14 protein-coding genes are annotated in these 14,952 nt (G+C 72.9%); 12 read left to right on the top strand and 2 right to left on the bottom strand.

The features are described 5' to 3' along the window. Nucleotides 1-217: 217 nt before the first annotated feature. The gene (locus tag QP089_RS47290; RefSeq protein WP_285921173.1) at nucleotides 218-1,171 is read right to left on the bottom strand and encodes an aldo/keto reductase; all 954 of its coding nucleotides are present in this window, start codon (nucleotides 1,169-1,171) and stop codon (nucleotides 218-220) included. 274 nt (nucleotides 1,172-1,445) lie between these two features. Here QP089_RS47290 and QP089_RS47285 point away from each other — a divergent pair, with 274 nt between their 5' ends. After that, nucleotides 1,446-2,264 carry an undecaprenyl-diphosphate phosphatase gene (locus QP089_RS47285; RefSeq protein ID WP_285921172.1) on the top strand — a complete coding sequence of 273 codons (819 nt, stop codon included), beginning with the start codon at nucleotides 1,446-1,448 and terminating at the stop codon, nucleotides 2,262-2,264. A gap of 104 nt (nucleotides 2,265-2,368) precedes the next feature. Beyond that, nucleotides 2,369-3,022: a hypothetical protein gene (locus tag QP089_RS47280; protein WP_285921171.1), complete on the top strand. Its 654-nt coding sequence runs from the start codon at nucleotides 2,369-2,371 to the stop codon at nucleotides 3,020-3,022. An 18-nt stretch (nucleotides 3,023-3,040) separates the two neighbouring features. Here QP089_RS47280 and corA read toward each other — a convergent pair whose 3' ends face one another. Then, nucleotides 3,041-4,012 carry a magnesium/cobalt transporter CorA gene (corA, locus tag QP089_RS47275; RefSeq protein WP_446474152.1) on the bottom strand — a complete coding sequence of 324 codons (972 nt, stop codon included), beginning with the start codon at nucleotides 4,010-4,012 and terminating at the stop codon, nucleotides 3,041-3,043. Between the two features lie 86 nt (nucleotides 4,013-4,098). On the opposite strand from corA, the gene QP089_RS47270 reads away from it, so the two are divergent. From QP089_RS47270 to mshC, 10 genes are all read left to right on the top strand, one after another. Next, entirely contained in the window at nucleotides 4,099-4,824 is a 726-nt protein-coding gene (locus QP089_RS47270) for a histidine phosphatase family protein (protein WP_285921169.1), read from the top strand. A 10-nt stretch (nucleotides 4,825-4,834) separates the two neighbouring features. Further along, nucleotides 4,835-5,383: an Rv2134c family protein gene (locus QP089_RS47265; RefSeq protein WP_285921168.1), complete on the top strand. Its 549-nt coding sequence runs from the start codon at nucleotides 4,835-4,837 to the stop codon at nucleotides 5,381-5,383. Nucleotides 5,384-5,473: 90 nt separating this feature from the next. Then, nucleotides 5,474-6,250, top strand: coding sequence for an SCO1664 family protein (locus QP089_RS47260; protein WP_285921167.1), 777 nt, complete (start codon nucleotides 5,474-5,476; stop codon nucleotides 6,248-6,250). 289 nt (nucleotides 6,251-6,539) lie between these two features. Further along, nucleotides 6,540-7,304 carry an NRDE family protein gene (locus tag QP089_RS47255; RefSeq protein ID WP_285921166.1) on the top strand — a complete coding sequence of 255 codons (765 nt, stop codon included), beginning with the start codon at nucleotides 6,540-6,542 and terminating at the stop codon, nucleotides 7,302-7,304. A 182-nt stretch (nucleotides 7,305-7,486) separates the two neighbouring features. Beyond that, the gene (locus QP089_RS47250) at nucleotides 7,487-9,262 is read left to right on the top strand and encodes an ABC transporter substrate-binding protein (protein ID WP_285921165.1); all 1,776 of its coding nucleotides are present in this window, start codon (nucleotides 7,487-7,489) and stop codon (nucleotides 9,260-9,262) included. Nucleotides 9,263-9,371: 109 nt separating this feature from the next. Then, nucleotides 9,372-10,535, top strand: a complete 1,164-nt coding sequence (locus QP089_RS47245; RefSeq protein WP_285921164.1) for an ABC transporter ATP-binding protein — start codon at nucleotides 9,372-9,374, stop codon at nucleotides 10,533-10,535. Then, nucleotides 10,532-11,644 (top strand): ABC transporter ATP-binding protein, encoded by a 1,113-nt coding sequence (locus tag QP089_RS47240; protein WP_285921163.1) that lies wholly within the window; start codon nucleotides 10,532-10,534, stop codon nucleotides 11,642-11,644. The genes QP089_RS47245 and QP089_RS47240 overlap by 4 nt, the downstream gene beginning before the upstream one ends. Beyond that, the gene (locus QP089_RS47235; RefSeq protein WP_285921162.1) at nucleotides 11,641-12,612 is read left to right on the top strand and encodes an ABC transporter permease; all 972 of its coding nucleotides are present in this window, start codon (nucleotides 11,641-11,643) and stop codon (nucleotides 12,610-12,612) included. Before QP089_RS47240 ends, QP089_RS47235 begins: the two co-directional genes overlap by 4 nt. A gap of 6 nt (nucleotides 12,613-12,618) precedes the next feature. Beyond that, nucleotides 12,619-13,563 carry an ABC transporter permease gene (locus QP089_RS47230; protein WP_285921161.1) on the top strand — a complete coding sequence of 315 codons (945 nt, stop codon included), beginning with the start codon at nucleotides 12,619-12,621 and terminating at the stop codon, nucleotides 13,561-13,563. A 115-nt stretch (nucleotides 13,564-13,678) separates the two neighbouring features. Then, on the top strand, nucleotides 13,679-14,908 hold the full coding sequence (gene mshC / locus QP089_RS47225; RefSeq protein ID WP_285921160.1) for a cysteine--1-D-myo-inosityl 2-amino-2-deoxy-alpha-D-glucopyranoside ligase: 1,230 nt from the start codon (nucleotides 13,679-13,681) through the stop codon (nucleotides 14,906-14,908). Nucleotides 14,909-14,952 lie beyond the last annotated feature (44 nt).

Below are 14,952 nucleotides of genomic sequence, written 5' to 3'. Positions count from 1 at the left end.
GGCGGCCTCGGCGGCGCGGGCCCCGGCGGCCTCGGCCGCGCGCAGCGCCTCGGCGGCGCGGGCGGCGCGCTCCTGCGGGGACTCGGCCGGGCGTCCGGCGTCCGGGGAGTCGGTGTCGGTCGGGGTGTCAGGCGGGGTGTCGGTCACGGGCTTCCCGTCGCGGCTCTCTCACGGTTGGCGTGGACCGTCCCGAGCGTGCCACGGACGGCCTCCCCGGTCACGGATGGGCCGGGGACATGTCGGAGACGTCGTCCAGAGCGGCGCGGATCTCGTTCGGCAGCGTCAGCTCCTCGCTGTCCAGGATGGCCTCCAGCTGCGCCGCGGTCCGCGCGCCGACGATCGGCGCCGCCACCCCCGGACGGTCCCGGACCCAGGCCAGCGCCACGCCGAGCGGCGACGCGCCGAGGCCCTCGGCCGCAGTCACCACCGACTCCACGATCCGCGCGCACTCCTCGTCCAGGTAGGGCTGGACGAAGTCGGCGAAGCGCGGCGCGGCGGCGCGCGACCCGGCGGGGATGCCGGTGCGGTACTTGCCGGTGAGCACGCCCCGGCCGAGCGGCGAGAAAGGCAGCAGCCCGGCCCCGGCGTCCAGCGCGGCCGGCACCACCTCCCGCTCGATGTCGCGGCTCAGCAGCGAGTACTCCAGCTGCGCCGACACGATCGGGGCGCGGCCCGGCCAGGCGCGCTGCCACGCGGCGGCCTTGGAGATCTGCCAGCCCGCGTAGTTGGACACCCCGACGTAGCGGGCCCGCCCGGAGGAGACCGCCTCGTCCAGCGCCGACAGGGTCTCCTCCAGCGGCGTCGCCGGGTCGTAGACGTGCAGCTGCCACAGGTCGACGTGGTCGAGGTCCATCCGGTCCAGCGAGGCGTCCAGGGCGCGCAGCAGGTGCCGCCGGGAGCCGTCGTAGCGGCCGTTCGGGCGGATCGCCGCCTTGGTGGCGATGACGAAGGCGTCGCGGTCGACGACCTCGCGCAGCAGGGCCCCGAGGATCCGCTCGCTGTCGCCGTCGTTGTAGACGTCGGCGGTGTCCACGAGCGTGCCGCCGGCCTCCGCGAACGCCACGAGCTGCGCCGCCGCCTCGTCCGGCGCGGTGTCCTGGCCCCAGGTCATGGTGCCGAGGCCCAGCCGGGACACCAGCAGCCCGCTCCGCCCGAGGTGACGCTCCTTCATAGGCGGTCAATGTAGCGGTGATCGTCGTCGCCCCACCGTGCCGCCGCCGTCCGCGCCCACCCGGCGGCGGATCCGGCGGCGGGTGGACGGAAGGTGACCGGAACATGAGCATGCCCTGTCTCCCCGGTGATGGAAAACGGGGTTCGCCCTGGTGGGACGGCCTGCAGGCGGGGCGGCGGCGGCCCCCGGAACGGGACCGGGGCGGGCGGCCGATACGCTTCACCGGGGATCGGGCGCCGTGGCCGATCTCGCATTCGGAGGGAACCCGCCGCTCGTGAACGTCGTGGAAGCGACCGTGCTCGGGGTCGTCCAGGGGCTCACCGAGTTCCTGCCGATCTCCAGCTCCGGCCATCTGCTGATCGTGCCGAAACTGCTCGGCTGGAAGGACCCCGGCGCCGCGTTCACCGCCGTCATCCAGCTCGGCACCATGGCCGCCGTCGTCATCTACTTCTGGCGCGACCTGGTGCGCATCCTGACGACGTGGACCAAGAGCCTGTGGACGCCGGACCTGCGCCCGCACCAGGACGCCCGGCTCGGCTGGTACATCGGCCTCGGCACCGTGCCGGTCGCGGTCGTCGGCCTGGCGCTCAACGGGTTCATCGAGAACGGCGCCCGCAACCTGTGGCTGAACGCCTCCTCGCTGATCGTCCTCGGGCTGCTGCTGATGGTCGCCGAGTGGGCCGGCATCGGCAAGCGGGAGGTCGCCGACCTGAACATGCGCGACGGCCTGATCATCGGCGGGTTCCAGGCGCTCGCGCTGATCCCCGGCTCGTCGCGGTCGGGGTCGACGATGACCGGCGCGCTGTTCCTCGGCTACACCCGCGAGGCCTCCGCCCGGTACTCCTTCCTGCTGTCGATCCCGGCGGTGGTGCTGTCGGGGCTGTTCGAGCTGCGCAAGGCGTTCGACGGGTCGCTGCAGGTCGTCCCGACCGCGATCGCGACCGTGGTGTCGTTCGCGGTCGGCTACGCCTGCATCGCCTGGCTGCTGAAGTTCCTCACCCGGCACTCCACGAACGTGTTCGTGTTCTACCGGGTGGCGCTCGGCGGCGTCCTGCTCGGCCTGCTCGCGGCCGGCGCGATCTCCGCGACCTGAGCCGCCGCCGGCCCCGTCCGCGCGTTGCGCCTGTGGCCGGACGGGCGTGAAGATCCTGGTGGGATCTGTTCCGGCGGGTCGCCGCCGGGCTAAAGTGCCGGGCCATGGCCCCAGCCCCGTTCTCGATGCACTCGCCTGAGGCGCCGCAGGGCGCCGGCGGGCCCTCCGCCGGCCCGGTGTTCGGCGCCGGCCCCGGCGACGACCCGGGCTACCTCGCCTCGCTGCGGGACGCGACGGTGCTGGGCCGGATGCGCCTGATGATGCTGGTGCTGGTCGGCGCGCCGCTGCTGATCCTGGCGCTGACCCCGCTGATCGTCGACAACCGGAACGGGGCGGCCGGGGACGCCCCGCCGTGGATCTACGCGCCGCTGCTGCTGGCCGCGGCGGTCGCGGCGCTGGCGGGGCCGCGCGCCCCGCAGCCGATGGCACCGGGCGCCCCGCCCGCCGCGGCGGCGCGGCTCGCGCTGGTGCAGTTCCGGCAGGGCGTGCTGCTGCGGTTCGCCCTCGCCGAGGGCGTGATCCTGCTGGGCCTGCCGCTGGCGATGTTCGGGCACGCCGAGGTGGTGTTCGTCGCCGGGTTCGCCGTCGGCTACCCGCTGCTGCTGTGGCTGGCGCTGCCCACCACGGCCGGGGTCGAGCGGCTGCGCCGCCGGCTGGAGTCGAACGGCGCCGAGTCGCACCTGTGGGCGGTGCTGCTGGCCGCGCCACCGCCGCCCGAGCCCGTCTCCGTCAGGAAGCCCGGCCCGGACGGCCCGTGACCCTCATGCGGTCTCCCGCTAGAGCCAGCCGCTCTTGCGGAGCCTGAGGTAGAGCAGGACGCAGACCGCCGCCATCACCAGCAGCACCACCGGGTAGCCCCACGACCATTTCAGCTCGGGCATGTGGGCGAAGTTCATGCCGTAGATCCCCGCGATCGCGGTCGGCACCGCGATGATGGCCGCCCACGCGGAGATCTTGCGCATGTCCTCGTTCTGCTGCTTGCCGAGCAGCGCCAGATGCGCGTTCAGCACGCTGTTGAGCAGCTCGTTGTGCGCGTCGACCTGCCCATCCACCCGCAGCAGGTGGTCGAGCACGTCCCGGAAGTACTCGCGGGTCCCGGCGCACTCCGAGACGCGCCCCTTGGCGATCTCCTGCAGCACCGGGACGAGGGGGTCCTCGGCGGTGCGGAACTCCAGCACCTCCCGCTTGAGCGAGTAGATGTCGGCGGTCACGTCGCGGGCCCGCGGGTCGAACACGGCCCGCTCCAGCCCGATGATGTCCACCTCGACCTCGTGCGCGACGAGCCCGTACCGGTCGACGACCTCGTCGCACACCGCGTACAGCACGGCGGTCGCGCCGTGCTTGAGCAGCTCCTTGTCGTCCTCCAGCCGCTTGCGGACGGGCCCGAGCGGGTTCCCCGCCCCGTGCCGGACGGTCACCGCGAAGTCGGCGCCGAGGAACACCATGATCTCGCCGACCTCGATGTCGGAGGTCTCGTCGATGTAGGCGAGGGTCTTCAGCACCACGAACAGCGTGTCGCCGTAGCGCTCCATCTTCGGCCGCTGGTGCGCCGACACCGCGTCCTCCGCGGCGAGCGGATGCAGCCGCAGCTCGTCCTTGACGAGCTCGAACTCCTGCTCGTCGGGCTCGAACAGGCCGATCCACAGGAAGCAGTCGCCGTTGGCGCGCGCGAGGTCGAAGGCGTCGCTGATGTCGCCGTCGATGTCGCTGCGGACGCCGCCGGCGTAGATGGCCTTGTCCACGATCACGCAACGCATTGTCGCGCATCCGGGACGCCGCGCGGAATCGCGCCGGTGATCACATTCGGGCCGCCGATCTCCTACAGTGGCCAGTTGTGACGACGCTTCTCCTGGTTAGGCACGGCCTGACCGCTATGACCGGGCCGGTGCTGGCCGGCTGGACCCCCGGCGTGCGGCTGGACGAGCGGGGCCGCGCGCAGGCGTCCGCGGTCGCCGGCCGGCTGGCGGCGCTGCCGCTCGCCGCCGTCGTCTCCAGCCCCCTCGACCGGTGCGTCGAGACCGCCGAGACGGTCGCCGCCCCGCACGGCCGCGACGCCGGCGGCATCGTCGACAAGGTCGAGCTCGACGAGCGGTTCGGCGAGGTCCGCTACGGCGACTGGACGGGCCGCCCGATCAAGGAGCTCGCCGAGGAGCCGCTGTGGCGGGTCGTGCAGGCCCACCCGAGCGCCGTCCGGTTCCCCGGCGAGGACGGCGAGGCGATGGCCGACGCCCAGCACCGCGCGGTCGCCGCCGTCCGCGACTGGAACGAGCGCGTCGCCGCCGCGCACGGTCCCGACGCCCTGTACGCGGTGTGCAGCCACGGCGACATCATCAAGGCCATCGTCGCCGACGCGCTCGGCCTGCACCTGGACCAGTTCCAGCGGATCCAGGCCGACCCCGCCTCGGTGACCGCGATCCGCTACACCGAGCTGCGGCCGTTCGTCGCCCGCCTCAACGACACCGGCGGGGACGTCGCCGACCTGCTGCCCAAGCCGGACGGGGACGATGACCGGAAATCCGGACCCGGGGCAAGTGACGCGGTCGTCGGCGGCGGCGCGTAGGGTCGTTGTCATGCCCGTCATCTCCTACGACCTGCCGGAGCGGTTCGTCGCCGGCGCCGTCGGGCGCCCCGGCGACCGCGCCTTCTACCTGCAGGCCCGCGCCGGCCGCCGGGTCACCAGCGTCGGGCTGGAGAAGTTCCAGGTGACGCTGCTGGCCGAGCGCCTGGAGGAGCTGCTGGACGAGGTGCTGCGGCGCAGCGGCGGCGAGGCCCACGTGCCCGCCGTCACCCCCTCCGAGCTGCGCGACGACGGCCCCCTGGAGCAGCCCGTCGAGGAGGAGTTCAAGGTCGGCACCATGGCGCTGGCCTGGGACCCCGACGACGAGCGGGTCGTCATCGAGGCGCAGGAGGTCACCGAGGGCGAGGAGGACGCCGACGTCGGCGAGGACGACCCGGCCATCGCGGTGCTGCGGGTGCGGATCAGCGCCGCGCAGGCCCGCGCGTTCGCCGAGCGGGCCCTGCAGGTCGTCGCGGCCGGGCGGCCGCCGTGCCCGCTGTGCGGCCTGCCGCTGGACGCCGAGGGTCACGTCTGCCCCCGCCAGAACGGATACCTGGGCTGAGATGCGCGAGGTCGGCACCCCGTGCCCGGTCGCGTCCGCGGACCGGGACCCGCACTGGATCACCGGCGGGGCGGCCGGGAGAATGAGCGCATGACGCAGTCCTCCCGGGACCGTGCCCCCGCCGAAGACCCCTCCGGCGACCGGGTCTCCCCCCGCGACGTCGCCGCCGCCGAACGGCTGCTGCTGGGCGGCCGGCTGTCCATCGAGGGCCGCCTCGTCCAGGCGTCCAACGCCACCCTGTACTGCACCATCGAGCACGACGGCGTCTCCGCCGCCTGCGTCTACAAGCCCGTCGCGGGCGAGCGGCCGCTGTGGGACTTCCCCGACGGCACCCTCGCCGAGCGGGAGGTCGCCGCCTACGAGGTCTCCAAGACCATGGGCTGGGGCACCGTCCCGCCGACCGTGCACCGCGACGGCCCCTACGGGCCCGGCATGGTGCAGCTGTGGGTGGAGCCCGACCCCGACGTCGACCTCGTCGCGCTGTCGCGCTCCGAGGACGAGGCGATCCGCCGCATGGCGGTGTTCGACGCCGTCGTCAACAACGCCGACCGCAAGATCGGGCACCTGCTGCCGCCCGGCGACGGCCACGTCTACGGCTGCGACCACGGCGTCTGCTTCTCCGTGGAGTACAAGCTGCGGACCGTGCTGTGGCAGTGGCGCGGCAAGTCGCTCACCCCCGAGGCGGTCGAGGCCCTCACCCGCGTCGACCGCGCCCTGCGCGGCGGCCCCCTCGCCGCCCGCCTCGCCGAGCTGCTCACCGCCGAGGAGGTCGACGCCACCCGCCACCGCGTCGAACTGATGCTCAAGCACCGCATCCACCCCTACCCGCCCGAAGACTGGCCCGCCATCCCCTGGCCGCCCCTTTGATTGCATTGCCCTTGGCGTCAGGCCGTTAGACGGCCTTCCTTCGGCGGGCAATGCGGCGATCGCTGCATCGCTCCGACTCGGCCCTGGGGGCCTCGCTGCGCGATCAGGTTCTTGCTTCGCTCGAACCTGGCTTCGCACGCGATCGCAACGCTCGGGTCGTCACGTGGTTGCTGTTAGAACGGTGCGGGCGTTCAGGTCGGTGCGGGGTGGGACGGATGTGGTCGGGGCCCACGGGTACGCGGGACCCCGGCGGTGTGGGGGAAATTGGGGGAGTGCTCCAATTGGGGGCATGTGTACGGCGATCATCAGTGTCGAGCCCTCCGCCGCCGTCCCGGTGCTCCTCGCGGGGGTGCGGGACGAGTTCATCGCGCGGGAGTGGGAGCCGCCGGGGCGGCACTGGCCGGACCGGCCCGGCCTGGTCGGCGGGCGCGACCTGCGGGCCGGCGGCACCTGGTTCGCCGTGGACCCCGCCGCGCCGCGCGTCGCGCTGGTGCTGAACGGCCGGGGCCGGATGGCGCCCGAGGACGGCCGCGCCACCCGCGGCGAGCTGCCGCTGCGGACGGCCGCCGACGGCAAGCTCGGCGAGGTCGAACTCGCCGCGTTCGACCCGTTCCACCTCGTCGGCGCCGAGCCCGACCGGGTCCGGCTGTGGAGCTGGGACGGCACCGAGCTCGTCGAACGGGTCCTCGGCCGCGGCCTGCACATGATCGTCAACAGCGGGCTCGAGGGCGAGGACCAGCAGGAGGGCGGCACCGAGGACGCCTACATGGCGGCGCGGCTCGCCCACTTCCGCCCCCGGCTGGCGGCCGCCGCCCGGCCCGAGCCCGGCACAGCCGACGACGTCCGGACGGCGTGGGGCGCGTGGCTGCCGCTGCTGGAGGGCGACGGCCTGCCCCGCGCCGACCACCGCGCGCTGCTGCCCCTGCTGGACATGGGCGAGGGCCGCGTGTGGGGCACCACCTCCGTCAGCCTCGCGGCGCTCGCGCCCGGCGGCGTCCGCTACGACTTCTCCGCCGCCCCCGGCGACGGGGCGGCCTGGTCGCGCGTGCTCTGACCGGCGCCTCCGTGCTCTGACCCGGCGTTCCCCGCGCCGCGCGTTTTCCTCCCCGTGTCCGCGCGATCATGACGCTGGGTGCTAATTTGACTACCTAACGCGATCTTCGTGCCGGGCCCGTGGGCGGCCCGGTCCGCGGATCGGCCTGGCAGTCGGTCATCAGCAGACGGGGGAGTGCGCAGATGACAGCAGGGAGACGGGGGGCGGCGGTCACCGCCGGGCTCGGCGCGGCCGTGCTCGCGCTGGCGGCCTGCGGCGGCGGTGGTGGCGGAGGCGGTGGCGGCGGGGGGAGCGCCGGCGGCACGCTGAAGGTCGTCGGGTCCTCCGACGTGGACCACCTCGACACCTCCAGCGTCTACACGACCTGGGGCAACATGCTCGCCCGCCAGTTCGCCCGGACGCTGTTCGGGTTCAAGGCCGCGAACACCTTCGACGACGCCATCAAGGTGCAGCCGGACGTCGCGCAGGAGCTCCCCAGCACGCAGAACGGGGGCCTCAGCCAGGACGGCAGGACCTACACGATCAAGCTGCGCACCGGCGTGCTGTGGAACACCGTCCCGGCCCGCGAGGTCACCGCGCAGGACTTCGTCCGCGGCATCAAGCGGGTCTGCAACCCGGCCAAGCCGTCCGGCGGCAAGGCGTACTACACCGAGACCATCGTCGGGATGAGCGCGTTCTGCAAGGGCTACGGGAGCGTCGACCCGAAGAGCGCCTCCGCCATGGCCGCCTATCAGAACGGCCACAACGTGTCCGGGCTGACCGCCAAGGACGACAAGACCCTCGTCATCAAGCTGAACCAGCCCGCGAGCGACTTCACCAACATCCTCGCGCTGGAGTTCGCGGCGGCGGCGCCGGCCGAGTACGACGGGTACATCCCCGACAGCCCGCAGTTCCGCCAGCACACCGTCTCCGACGGGCCGTACCAGATCGTCTCCTACACGCCGAACAAGCAGTACGTCCTCGACCGCAACAAGAACTGGAAGGCCGCCTCCGACCCCACGCGGGCGCAGAACCCCGACCGGATCCAGGTCACCATGGGGCAGGACTCGCCCGACGTCGTCCAGCAGCAGATGGAGCAGGGCTCGGCCGACCTCGCCTGGGACCAGCCGGTGCCGACCTCGCGGATCCCGAGCCTGAAGTCCAACCCGAACTTCAAGATCATGGAGGGGTCGTCCAGCAACCCCTACATCGTCTTCAACACCCTCAGCCCGAACAACAACAAGGCGCTGGGCAAGGCGCAGGTCCGGCAGGCGATCAACTACGCGATCGACAAGACCGCGCTGATCCAGATCTACGGCGGCCCGGACGTCAGCGAGGTGCTGAACCAGGTCATCCCGCCGCGCAGCGTCGGCTACCAGCCGTTCAACCTGTACCCGACGCCCGGCAACGCCGGCGACCCGAACAAGTGCAAGCAGCTGCTCGCGCAGGCCGGGTACCCCAACGGGCTGACGCTGAGGTTCCCCTACCGGGTCTCCAGCAACCACCCGAAGGTGGCGCAGTCGGTGCAGGCGAACCTGAAGGCCTGCGGGATCACCGCGAACCTGACGCCCGACACCAACGGCACCTTCTACAACACCACGCTGGTCACGCCCGCCGACGCCAAGGCCGGCAAGTGGGACATCGCGGGGCCCGGCTGGGTGCCCGACTGGTACGGCAACAACGGCCGCACCAACATCGTCCCGCTGTTCGACGGCCGCCAGTACGGCCCGAACTCCACCAACTACGGCGACTACAACAACCCGAAGGTCAACGCGCTCATCGACCAGGCGCTCAAGGCCAAGGACGTCAACACCGCGGCCGGGTTCTGGGCGCAGGCCGACAAGCAGATCATGCAGGACGCCGCGGTCGTGCCGCTGATGAACCAGAAGTACCCGATCTTCCACTCGCCGCGGGTGAAGAACGCGCAGTACCTGCCGCAGTACCAGGCCTACGACCTCAACCAGGTGAAGCTCTCGTAGCCGCCGGCGCCCGGGCGCCCGCCGGCGGCGCCGCGCCCGGGCAGCGGCCCGCCCCGCCGTGCGGGCGCGGGCCGCCGGCCGGCCGGATGCGGGACGCGAAGGGGCGTCGATGAGTCTTCTCGAGGTGACCGACCTGCGGGTCTCCTTCAGCACCCCGGACGGGGTGGTGCGCGCCGTGCGGGGCGTCTCGTTCGAGGTGGACCGGGGCCGCACGCTCGGCATCGTCGGCGAGTCGGGCTCGGGCAAGAGCGTCAGCACCCAGACGCTGATGGGCCTCACCCCGGGCGCGAAGGTGAGCGGACAGGCGCTGTTCGAGGGGGCGGACCTGCTCACCGCGGGGGAGCGGCGGATGCGCCGGATCCGCGGCGCCGAGATCGCGATGATCTTCCAGGACCCGCTGTCCAGCCTGCACCCGCTGTACAAGGTGGGCCGGCAGATCGAGGAGATGATCCGCGCGCACGAGCCGGACACCGACCGCGCCGCGGCCCGCAAGCGCGCGGTGGAGATGCTCGGCACGGTCGGCATCCCGCAGCCGGCGCGGCGCGCCGAGGAGTACCCGCACGAGTTCTCCGGCGGCATGCGGCAGCGCGCGATGATCGCGATGGCGCTGGCGCTGAACCCGAAACTGATCATCGCGGACGAGCCGACGACCGCGCTGGACGCGACCGTCCAGGCGCAGATCCTGGACCTGATGCGGCGGCTGCAGCGCGAGTACGACACCGCCCTCATCATGATCACCCACGATCTCGGGGTGATCGCCGACATGGCCGACGACGTGCTGGTGATGTACGGCGGGAAGGCCGCCGAGAAGGCCCGGCGGCGGCCCCTGTACTACCGGCCGCACCACCCCTACACCAAGGGGCTGCTGCAGTCGACGCCGTCCGCGGCGGCCGGCGCGGACCGGCTGCGGCCCATCCCCGGGCAGCCGCCGAGCCTGATCAACATCCCGTCGGGCTGCGTGTTCCATCCGCGCTGCGAGTACGCGATGGACCGGTGCGTCACCGACGAGCCCGCCCTGGACCCGGTCACGGGCGACGACGACCCGTCGCACGTGTCGGCGTGCTGGCTGCCGCACCGGGCGGTCGGGCTCGGCGAGGACGCCGAGCGGCTGCGGCTCCGGGCGGTCGAGGAGGGGCGCGTACGGGCGCGCCCGGCGGCGGCCGCGCGCGGCGGCGCGCCGGAGGCGTCCGGGGCGGTCGACGCCGCCTCAGAGACGGACGCCCCGGAGACGGGCGAGGACGACGGCACGCGCGGGGACGGAGGCGCCGGGTGAACCACGAGGCGAGCGGGCGGAGCGGCGGGGCGCGCGCCGGGCAGGGGGAGGTCCTGGTCTCGGTCGACGGCGTCCGCAAGCACTTCCCGATCAGGCAGGGCATCGTCTTCAAGAAGGAGGTCGGCCGCGTGCACGCGGTCGACGGCGTCGACCTGGAGGTGCGGCGCGGCGAGACCCTCGGGATCGTCGGGGAGTCCGGCTGCGGCAAGTCGACGCTGGCGCGGTGCATCACCGGCCTGCACCGGGTCACCGCGGGCCGGATCATGTTCGAGGGCGACGACATCACCCGGCTGGGCGGGGCGGGCCTGAAGGCGTTCCGCCGCGAGGTCCAGATGATCTTCCAGGACCCGTACGGGTCGCTGAACCCGCGCCGCCGCGTCGGCTCCATCATCGGCGACCCGTTCGCGGTGCACTCGATCGCGGCGGGCGCCGAGCGCAAGCGCCGGGTGCAGGAGCTGATGGAGCTGGTCGGGCTGAACCCCGAGCACTACAACCGGTTCCCGGCCGAGTTCTCCGGCGGGCAGCGGCAGCGGATCGGGGTCGCGCGGGCGCTGGCGCTCAAGCCGAAGCTGATCGTGTGCGACGAGCCGGTGTCGGCGCTGGACGTGTCGATCCAGGCGCAGGTGATCAACCTGCTGAAGGACCTGCAGGACGAGCTGGGCCTGACGTACGTGTTCATCGCGCACGACCTGTCGGTGGTCCGGTACGTCAGCGACCGGGTCGCGGTGATGTACCTCGGCAAGGTCGGTGAGGCCGCCGAGGCCGAGACGCTGTACGGCCGTCCCCGCCACCCCTACACGGCGGCGCTGCTGTCGGCGGCGTCGATCGCCGACCCGGACGAGGCCGAGCGGGCCGAGCGGATCGTGCTGACCGGGGACGTCCCGTCGCCGATCGAGCCGCCGCCGGGCTGCCGGTTCCATCCGCGCTGCCCGAAGGCCGCGGACCGCTGCGTCCGGGAGGACCCGCCGCTCGTCCCGCGCGAGGGCGACCCGCCCGACCATGTGACCGCCTGCCACTTCCCGGTGGAGCCGGGCGAGAGCCTCGCGCACAAGCAGGCGGCGATCGCGCAGGTCTCCACCCAGCCGGAGCTCCCGGAGGTCGAGGAATGAGCAGCTACACCGATCTCGAGGCGCAGGAGGTGGACCCGACGGCGGGCACCGCGCCCGCCCGGGTGCAGGGCCGCACCCCGTTCCAGCTGGCGTGGGCGCGGTTCCGGCGCGACAGGCTCGCGGTCGCGTCGATCGTCGTGCTGGTGCTGATCGCGCTCTACGCGATCCTCGCGCCGGTGTGGGCGCACCTGACCGGCCACCCCTACGACGCGACGTTCCCGAAGACGGGCCTGGACGTGAACGGCCAGCCGCGCGGCCCGTCCGGGACGTTCTGGCTCGGCGCCGACCAGCTCGGCCGCGACGTGCTGGTCCGCGCCGCCTACGGGGCGCGGATCTCGCTGGTGGTGGGGATCCTGTCGGCGGTGCTCGCCTCGATCGTCGGGACGCTGGTCGGGGTCCTCGCCGGGTTCGTCGGCGGGGTGATGGACACGCTGCTGGCCCGGCTGATGGACATGACCCTCGCGCTGCCGTACCTGCTGGTGGCGATCATGCTGGCGACCACGTTCCAGATCTCCTCGGTCGGCGCCAGCCTCACGCTGACGATCCTGGTGATCGCGTTCTTCTCGTTCGCGGCGTTCGGCCGGATCATCCGCGGGCAGGTGCTGTCGCTGAAGCAGAAGGAGTTCGTCGAGGCGGCCCGCTCGCTCGGCTCGTCCAACGCGCGGATCATGTTCGTCGACATCCTGCCGAACCTGGTCGCGCAGGTCACCGTGCTGACCTCGCTGCTGATCCCGACCTCGATCGTGTTCGAGGCGACGCTGTCGTTCCTCGGCGTCGGGGTGCGGCTGCCGATGCCGTCGTGGGGGTCGATGCTCGGCGAGGGCAGCGACGTGTTCCAGACCGCGTGGTGGCTGCTGGCGGTGCCCGGCGTCCTGCTGCTGCTCACCACGCTGTCGTTCAACCTGCTCGGCGACGGGATCCGGGACGCCCTGGACCCGCGCGGCGACCGCGCGACCGGGGGGAAGTGAGCGCCGATGATCCGCTTCGTCATCCGCCGCCTGCTGTACGCGATCATCGTGCTGTGGCTGGTGTCAACGCTGGTGTTCGTGTTCCTGCACGTCTCGCCCGTCCCGGTGGAGCGGGTCATCGGCGGGCCGCGCGCCACCACCGACACCCTCGAGCAGATCCGCCGCAACCTCGGCCTGGACCAGCCGGTCATCGTGCAGTACGGGCAGTTCCTCGGGCGGCTGCTGCACGCCAACCTCGGCGACTCCTACATCAACGGGGAGCCGGTGACGACGCTGATCGGGGACCGGCTGCCGACCACGCTGTGGCTGGTGTTCGGCGCCGGCATCCTGTGGTTCGTCGGCGGCGTGGTCACCGGGGTGCTGTCGGCGACCCGGGCGCGCAGCCTGTGGGACCGGGTCGTGACGGTGTTCGTGCTGGTCGGGCTGTCGACGCCGCCGTTCGTGATGGCGCTGGTGCTGCTGTACCTGTTCGCGACCAAGCTGAGCGAGGCGGGCGTGTACTTCTTCGAGGCGGGCCCGCCGCTGCAGATGCACTTCTTCCGCCGGATGATCCTGCCGTGGATCGCGCTGGCGTTCCTGATGGTCGCGGCCTACACCCGGCTGACGCGCGGCGCGATGCTGGACGTGCTGGGGGAGGACTACGTCCGCACGGCCCGCGCCAAGGGCCTGTCGCGGCGCCGCGTCGTCTACCGGCACGGGCTGCGGGCGGCGCTGACCCCGGTCGTCACGCAGTTCGGCATCGACCTCGGCGCGCTGATCGGCTCCACGATCGTCACCGAGAAGGTGTTCGGGCTGCAGGGGGTGGGGCAGCTGGTGTACCAGTCGATCGCGCTCGGCGACACCCCGGTGATCATCGGGGTGACGCTGATGGTGACGTTCTTCGTCATCATGGCGAACCTGCTGGTCGACATCGGCTACTCCTTCCTGGACCCGCGGGTGCGGCTGTCCTGACCCGTGCGGCGCGGGGGCCGGGGCGCCGGCCGGCCCGGGTCACGATGCGGACACTCGGGACGGCCAACCTGATCTCGGAGTTATTTCGCGAGAAGGGCATGGATAAGCTTTCCGTATGCGATCGTGGCCCGCTTCCGACGTCCCCAGCCTCGCCGACGCGGGACTGCCCGCCGTGGCGCGGCGGCTCAGCCTGCACGACACCGGGACGGGCGCGGTGCGGCCCACGGAGCCCGGCGAGACCGCGCGGATGTACGTCTGCGGGATCACCCCCTACGACGCGACGCACCTCGGCCACGCCAACACCTACCTGACCTTCGATCTGGTCAACCGGGTGTGGCGCGACCTCGGCCACACGGTGCACTACGTGCAGAACGTCACCGACGTCGACGACCCCCTTCTGGAACGTGCCCAGCAGACCGGGGAGGACTGGCGGGAGCTCGCCGAGCGGGAGATCCAGCTGTTCCGCGACGACATGACGGCGCTGCGGATCCTGCCGCCGCAGCGCTACGTCGGCGCGGTCGAGGCGGTTCCGCTGATCGTCGAGATGATCGAGAAGCTGCGCGGCCGGGACGCCACCTACGAGGTCGACGGCGACGTGTACTTCCCGGTCGCCGCGGACCCCGCGTTCGGGCAGGTCAGCCGGCTGACGCGGGAGGAGATGGCGCCGCTGTTCGCCGAGCGCGGCGGCGACCCGGACCGGCCCGGCAAGCGCGACCCGCTGGACGCGCTGGTGTGGATGGCCAGGCGGCCGGGCGAGCCCGGCTGGGACTCCCCGTTCGGGGAGGGCCGCCCCGGCTGGCACGTGGAGTGCTCGGCGATCTCCATCGAGTACCTCGGCATGGGCTTCGACGTCGAGGGCGGCGGGTCGGACCTGGCGTTCCCGCACCACGAGATGGGTGCCTCCCACGCGCAGGTCGCCACCGGGGAGCGCCCGCACGCCCGCGCCTACGTGCACGCCGGCATGGTCGGCCTGCACGGCGAGAAGATGTCGAAGTCGCGCGGGAACCTGGTGTTCGTGTCCAAGCTCCGTGAGGCGGGCGTCGACCCGATGGCGGTGCGGCTGGCGCTGCTGGCCCACCACTACCGGTCCGACTGGGAGTGGACGGACGCCGAGCTGCGCGACGCGCGCGCCCGCCTGGACCGGTGGCGCGCCGCCGTCGCGCGCCCGTCCGGGCCGTCCGCGGCGCCGGTCGCCGGCACTGTCCGCGAGCGCCTGGCCGACGACCTGGACGCCCCGTCCGCGCTCGCCGCGATCGACGCTTGGGCGGCGGCCGAGGGCACCGACGAGGCCGCGCCCGCGCAGGTCCGCGCCCTCGCCGACGCCCTGCTCGGCATCGCCCTCTGACCGGCCCCCCGCGCATGGCGGGATCACTCACAGCAGGTCGAAGG

The sequence above is a fragment of the Actinomadura opuntiae genome (genome assembly GCF_030283205.1).
GTDB lineage: Bacteria > Actinomycetota > Actinomycetes > Streptosporangiales > Streptosporangiaceae > Spirillospora.
The sequence above is the reverse complement of the archived record's forward strand: the minus strand, read 5'-3'. Positions and strand labels throughout refer to the sequence as shown.

Bases quoted from the DNA above. Each gene is read 5' to 3' on its own strand.
- QP089_RS47290 (WP_285921173.1), bottom strand. From the start codon at position 1,171: ATGAAGGAGCGTCACCTCGGGCGGAGCGGGCTGCTGGTGTCCCGGCTG.
- QP089_RS47280 (WP_285921171.1), top strand. From the start codon at position 2,369: ATGGCCCCAGCCCCGTTCTCGATGCACTCGCCTGAGGCGCCGCAGGGC.
- QP089_RS47265 (WP_285921168.1), top strand. From the start codon at position 4,835: ATGCCCGTCATCTCCTACGACCTGCCGGAGCGGTTCGTCGCCGGCGCC.
- QP089_RS47260 (WP_285921167.1), top strand. From the start codon at position 5,474: ATGACGCAGTCCTCCCGGGACCGTGCCCCCGCCGAAGACCCCTCCGGC.
- QP089_RS47255 (WP_285921166.1), top strand. From the start codon at position 6,540: ATGTGTACGGCGATCATCAGTGTCGAGCCCTCCGCCGCCGTCCCGGTG.
- QP089_RS47250 (WP_285921165.1), top strand. From the start codon at position 7,487: ATGACAGCAGGGAGACGGGGGGCGGCGGTCACCGCCGGGCTCGGCGCG.
- QP089_RS47245 (WP_285921164.1), top strand. From the start codon at position 9,372: ATGAGTCTTCTCGAGGTGACCGACCTGCGGGTCTCCTTCAGCACCCCG.
- QP089_RS47235 (WP_285921162.1), top strand. From the start codon at position 11,641: ATGAGCAGCTACACCGATCTCGAGGCGCAGGAGGTGGACCCGACGGCG.
- QP089_RS47230 (WP_285921161.1), top strand. From the start codon at position 12,619: ATGATCCGCTTCGTCATCCGCCGCCTGCTGTACGCGATCATCGTGCTG.
- mshC (WP_285921160.1), top strand. From the start codon at position 13,679: ATGCGATCGTGGCCCGCTTCCGACGTCCCCAGCCTCGCCGACGCGGGA.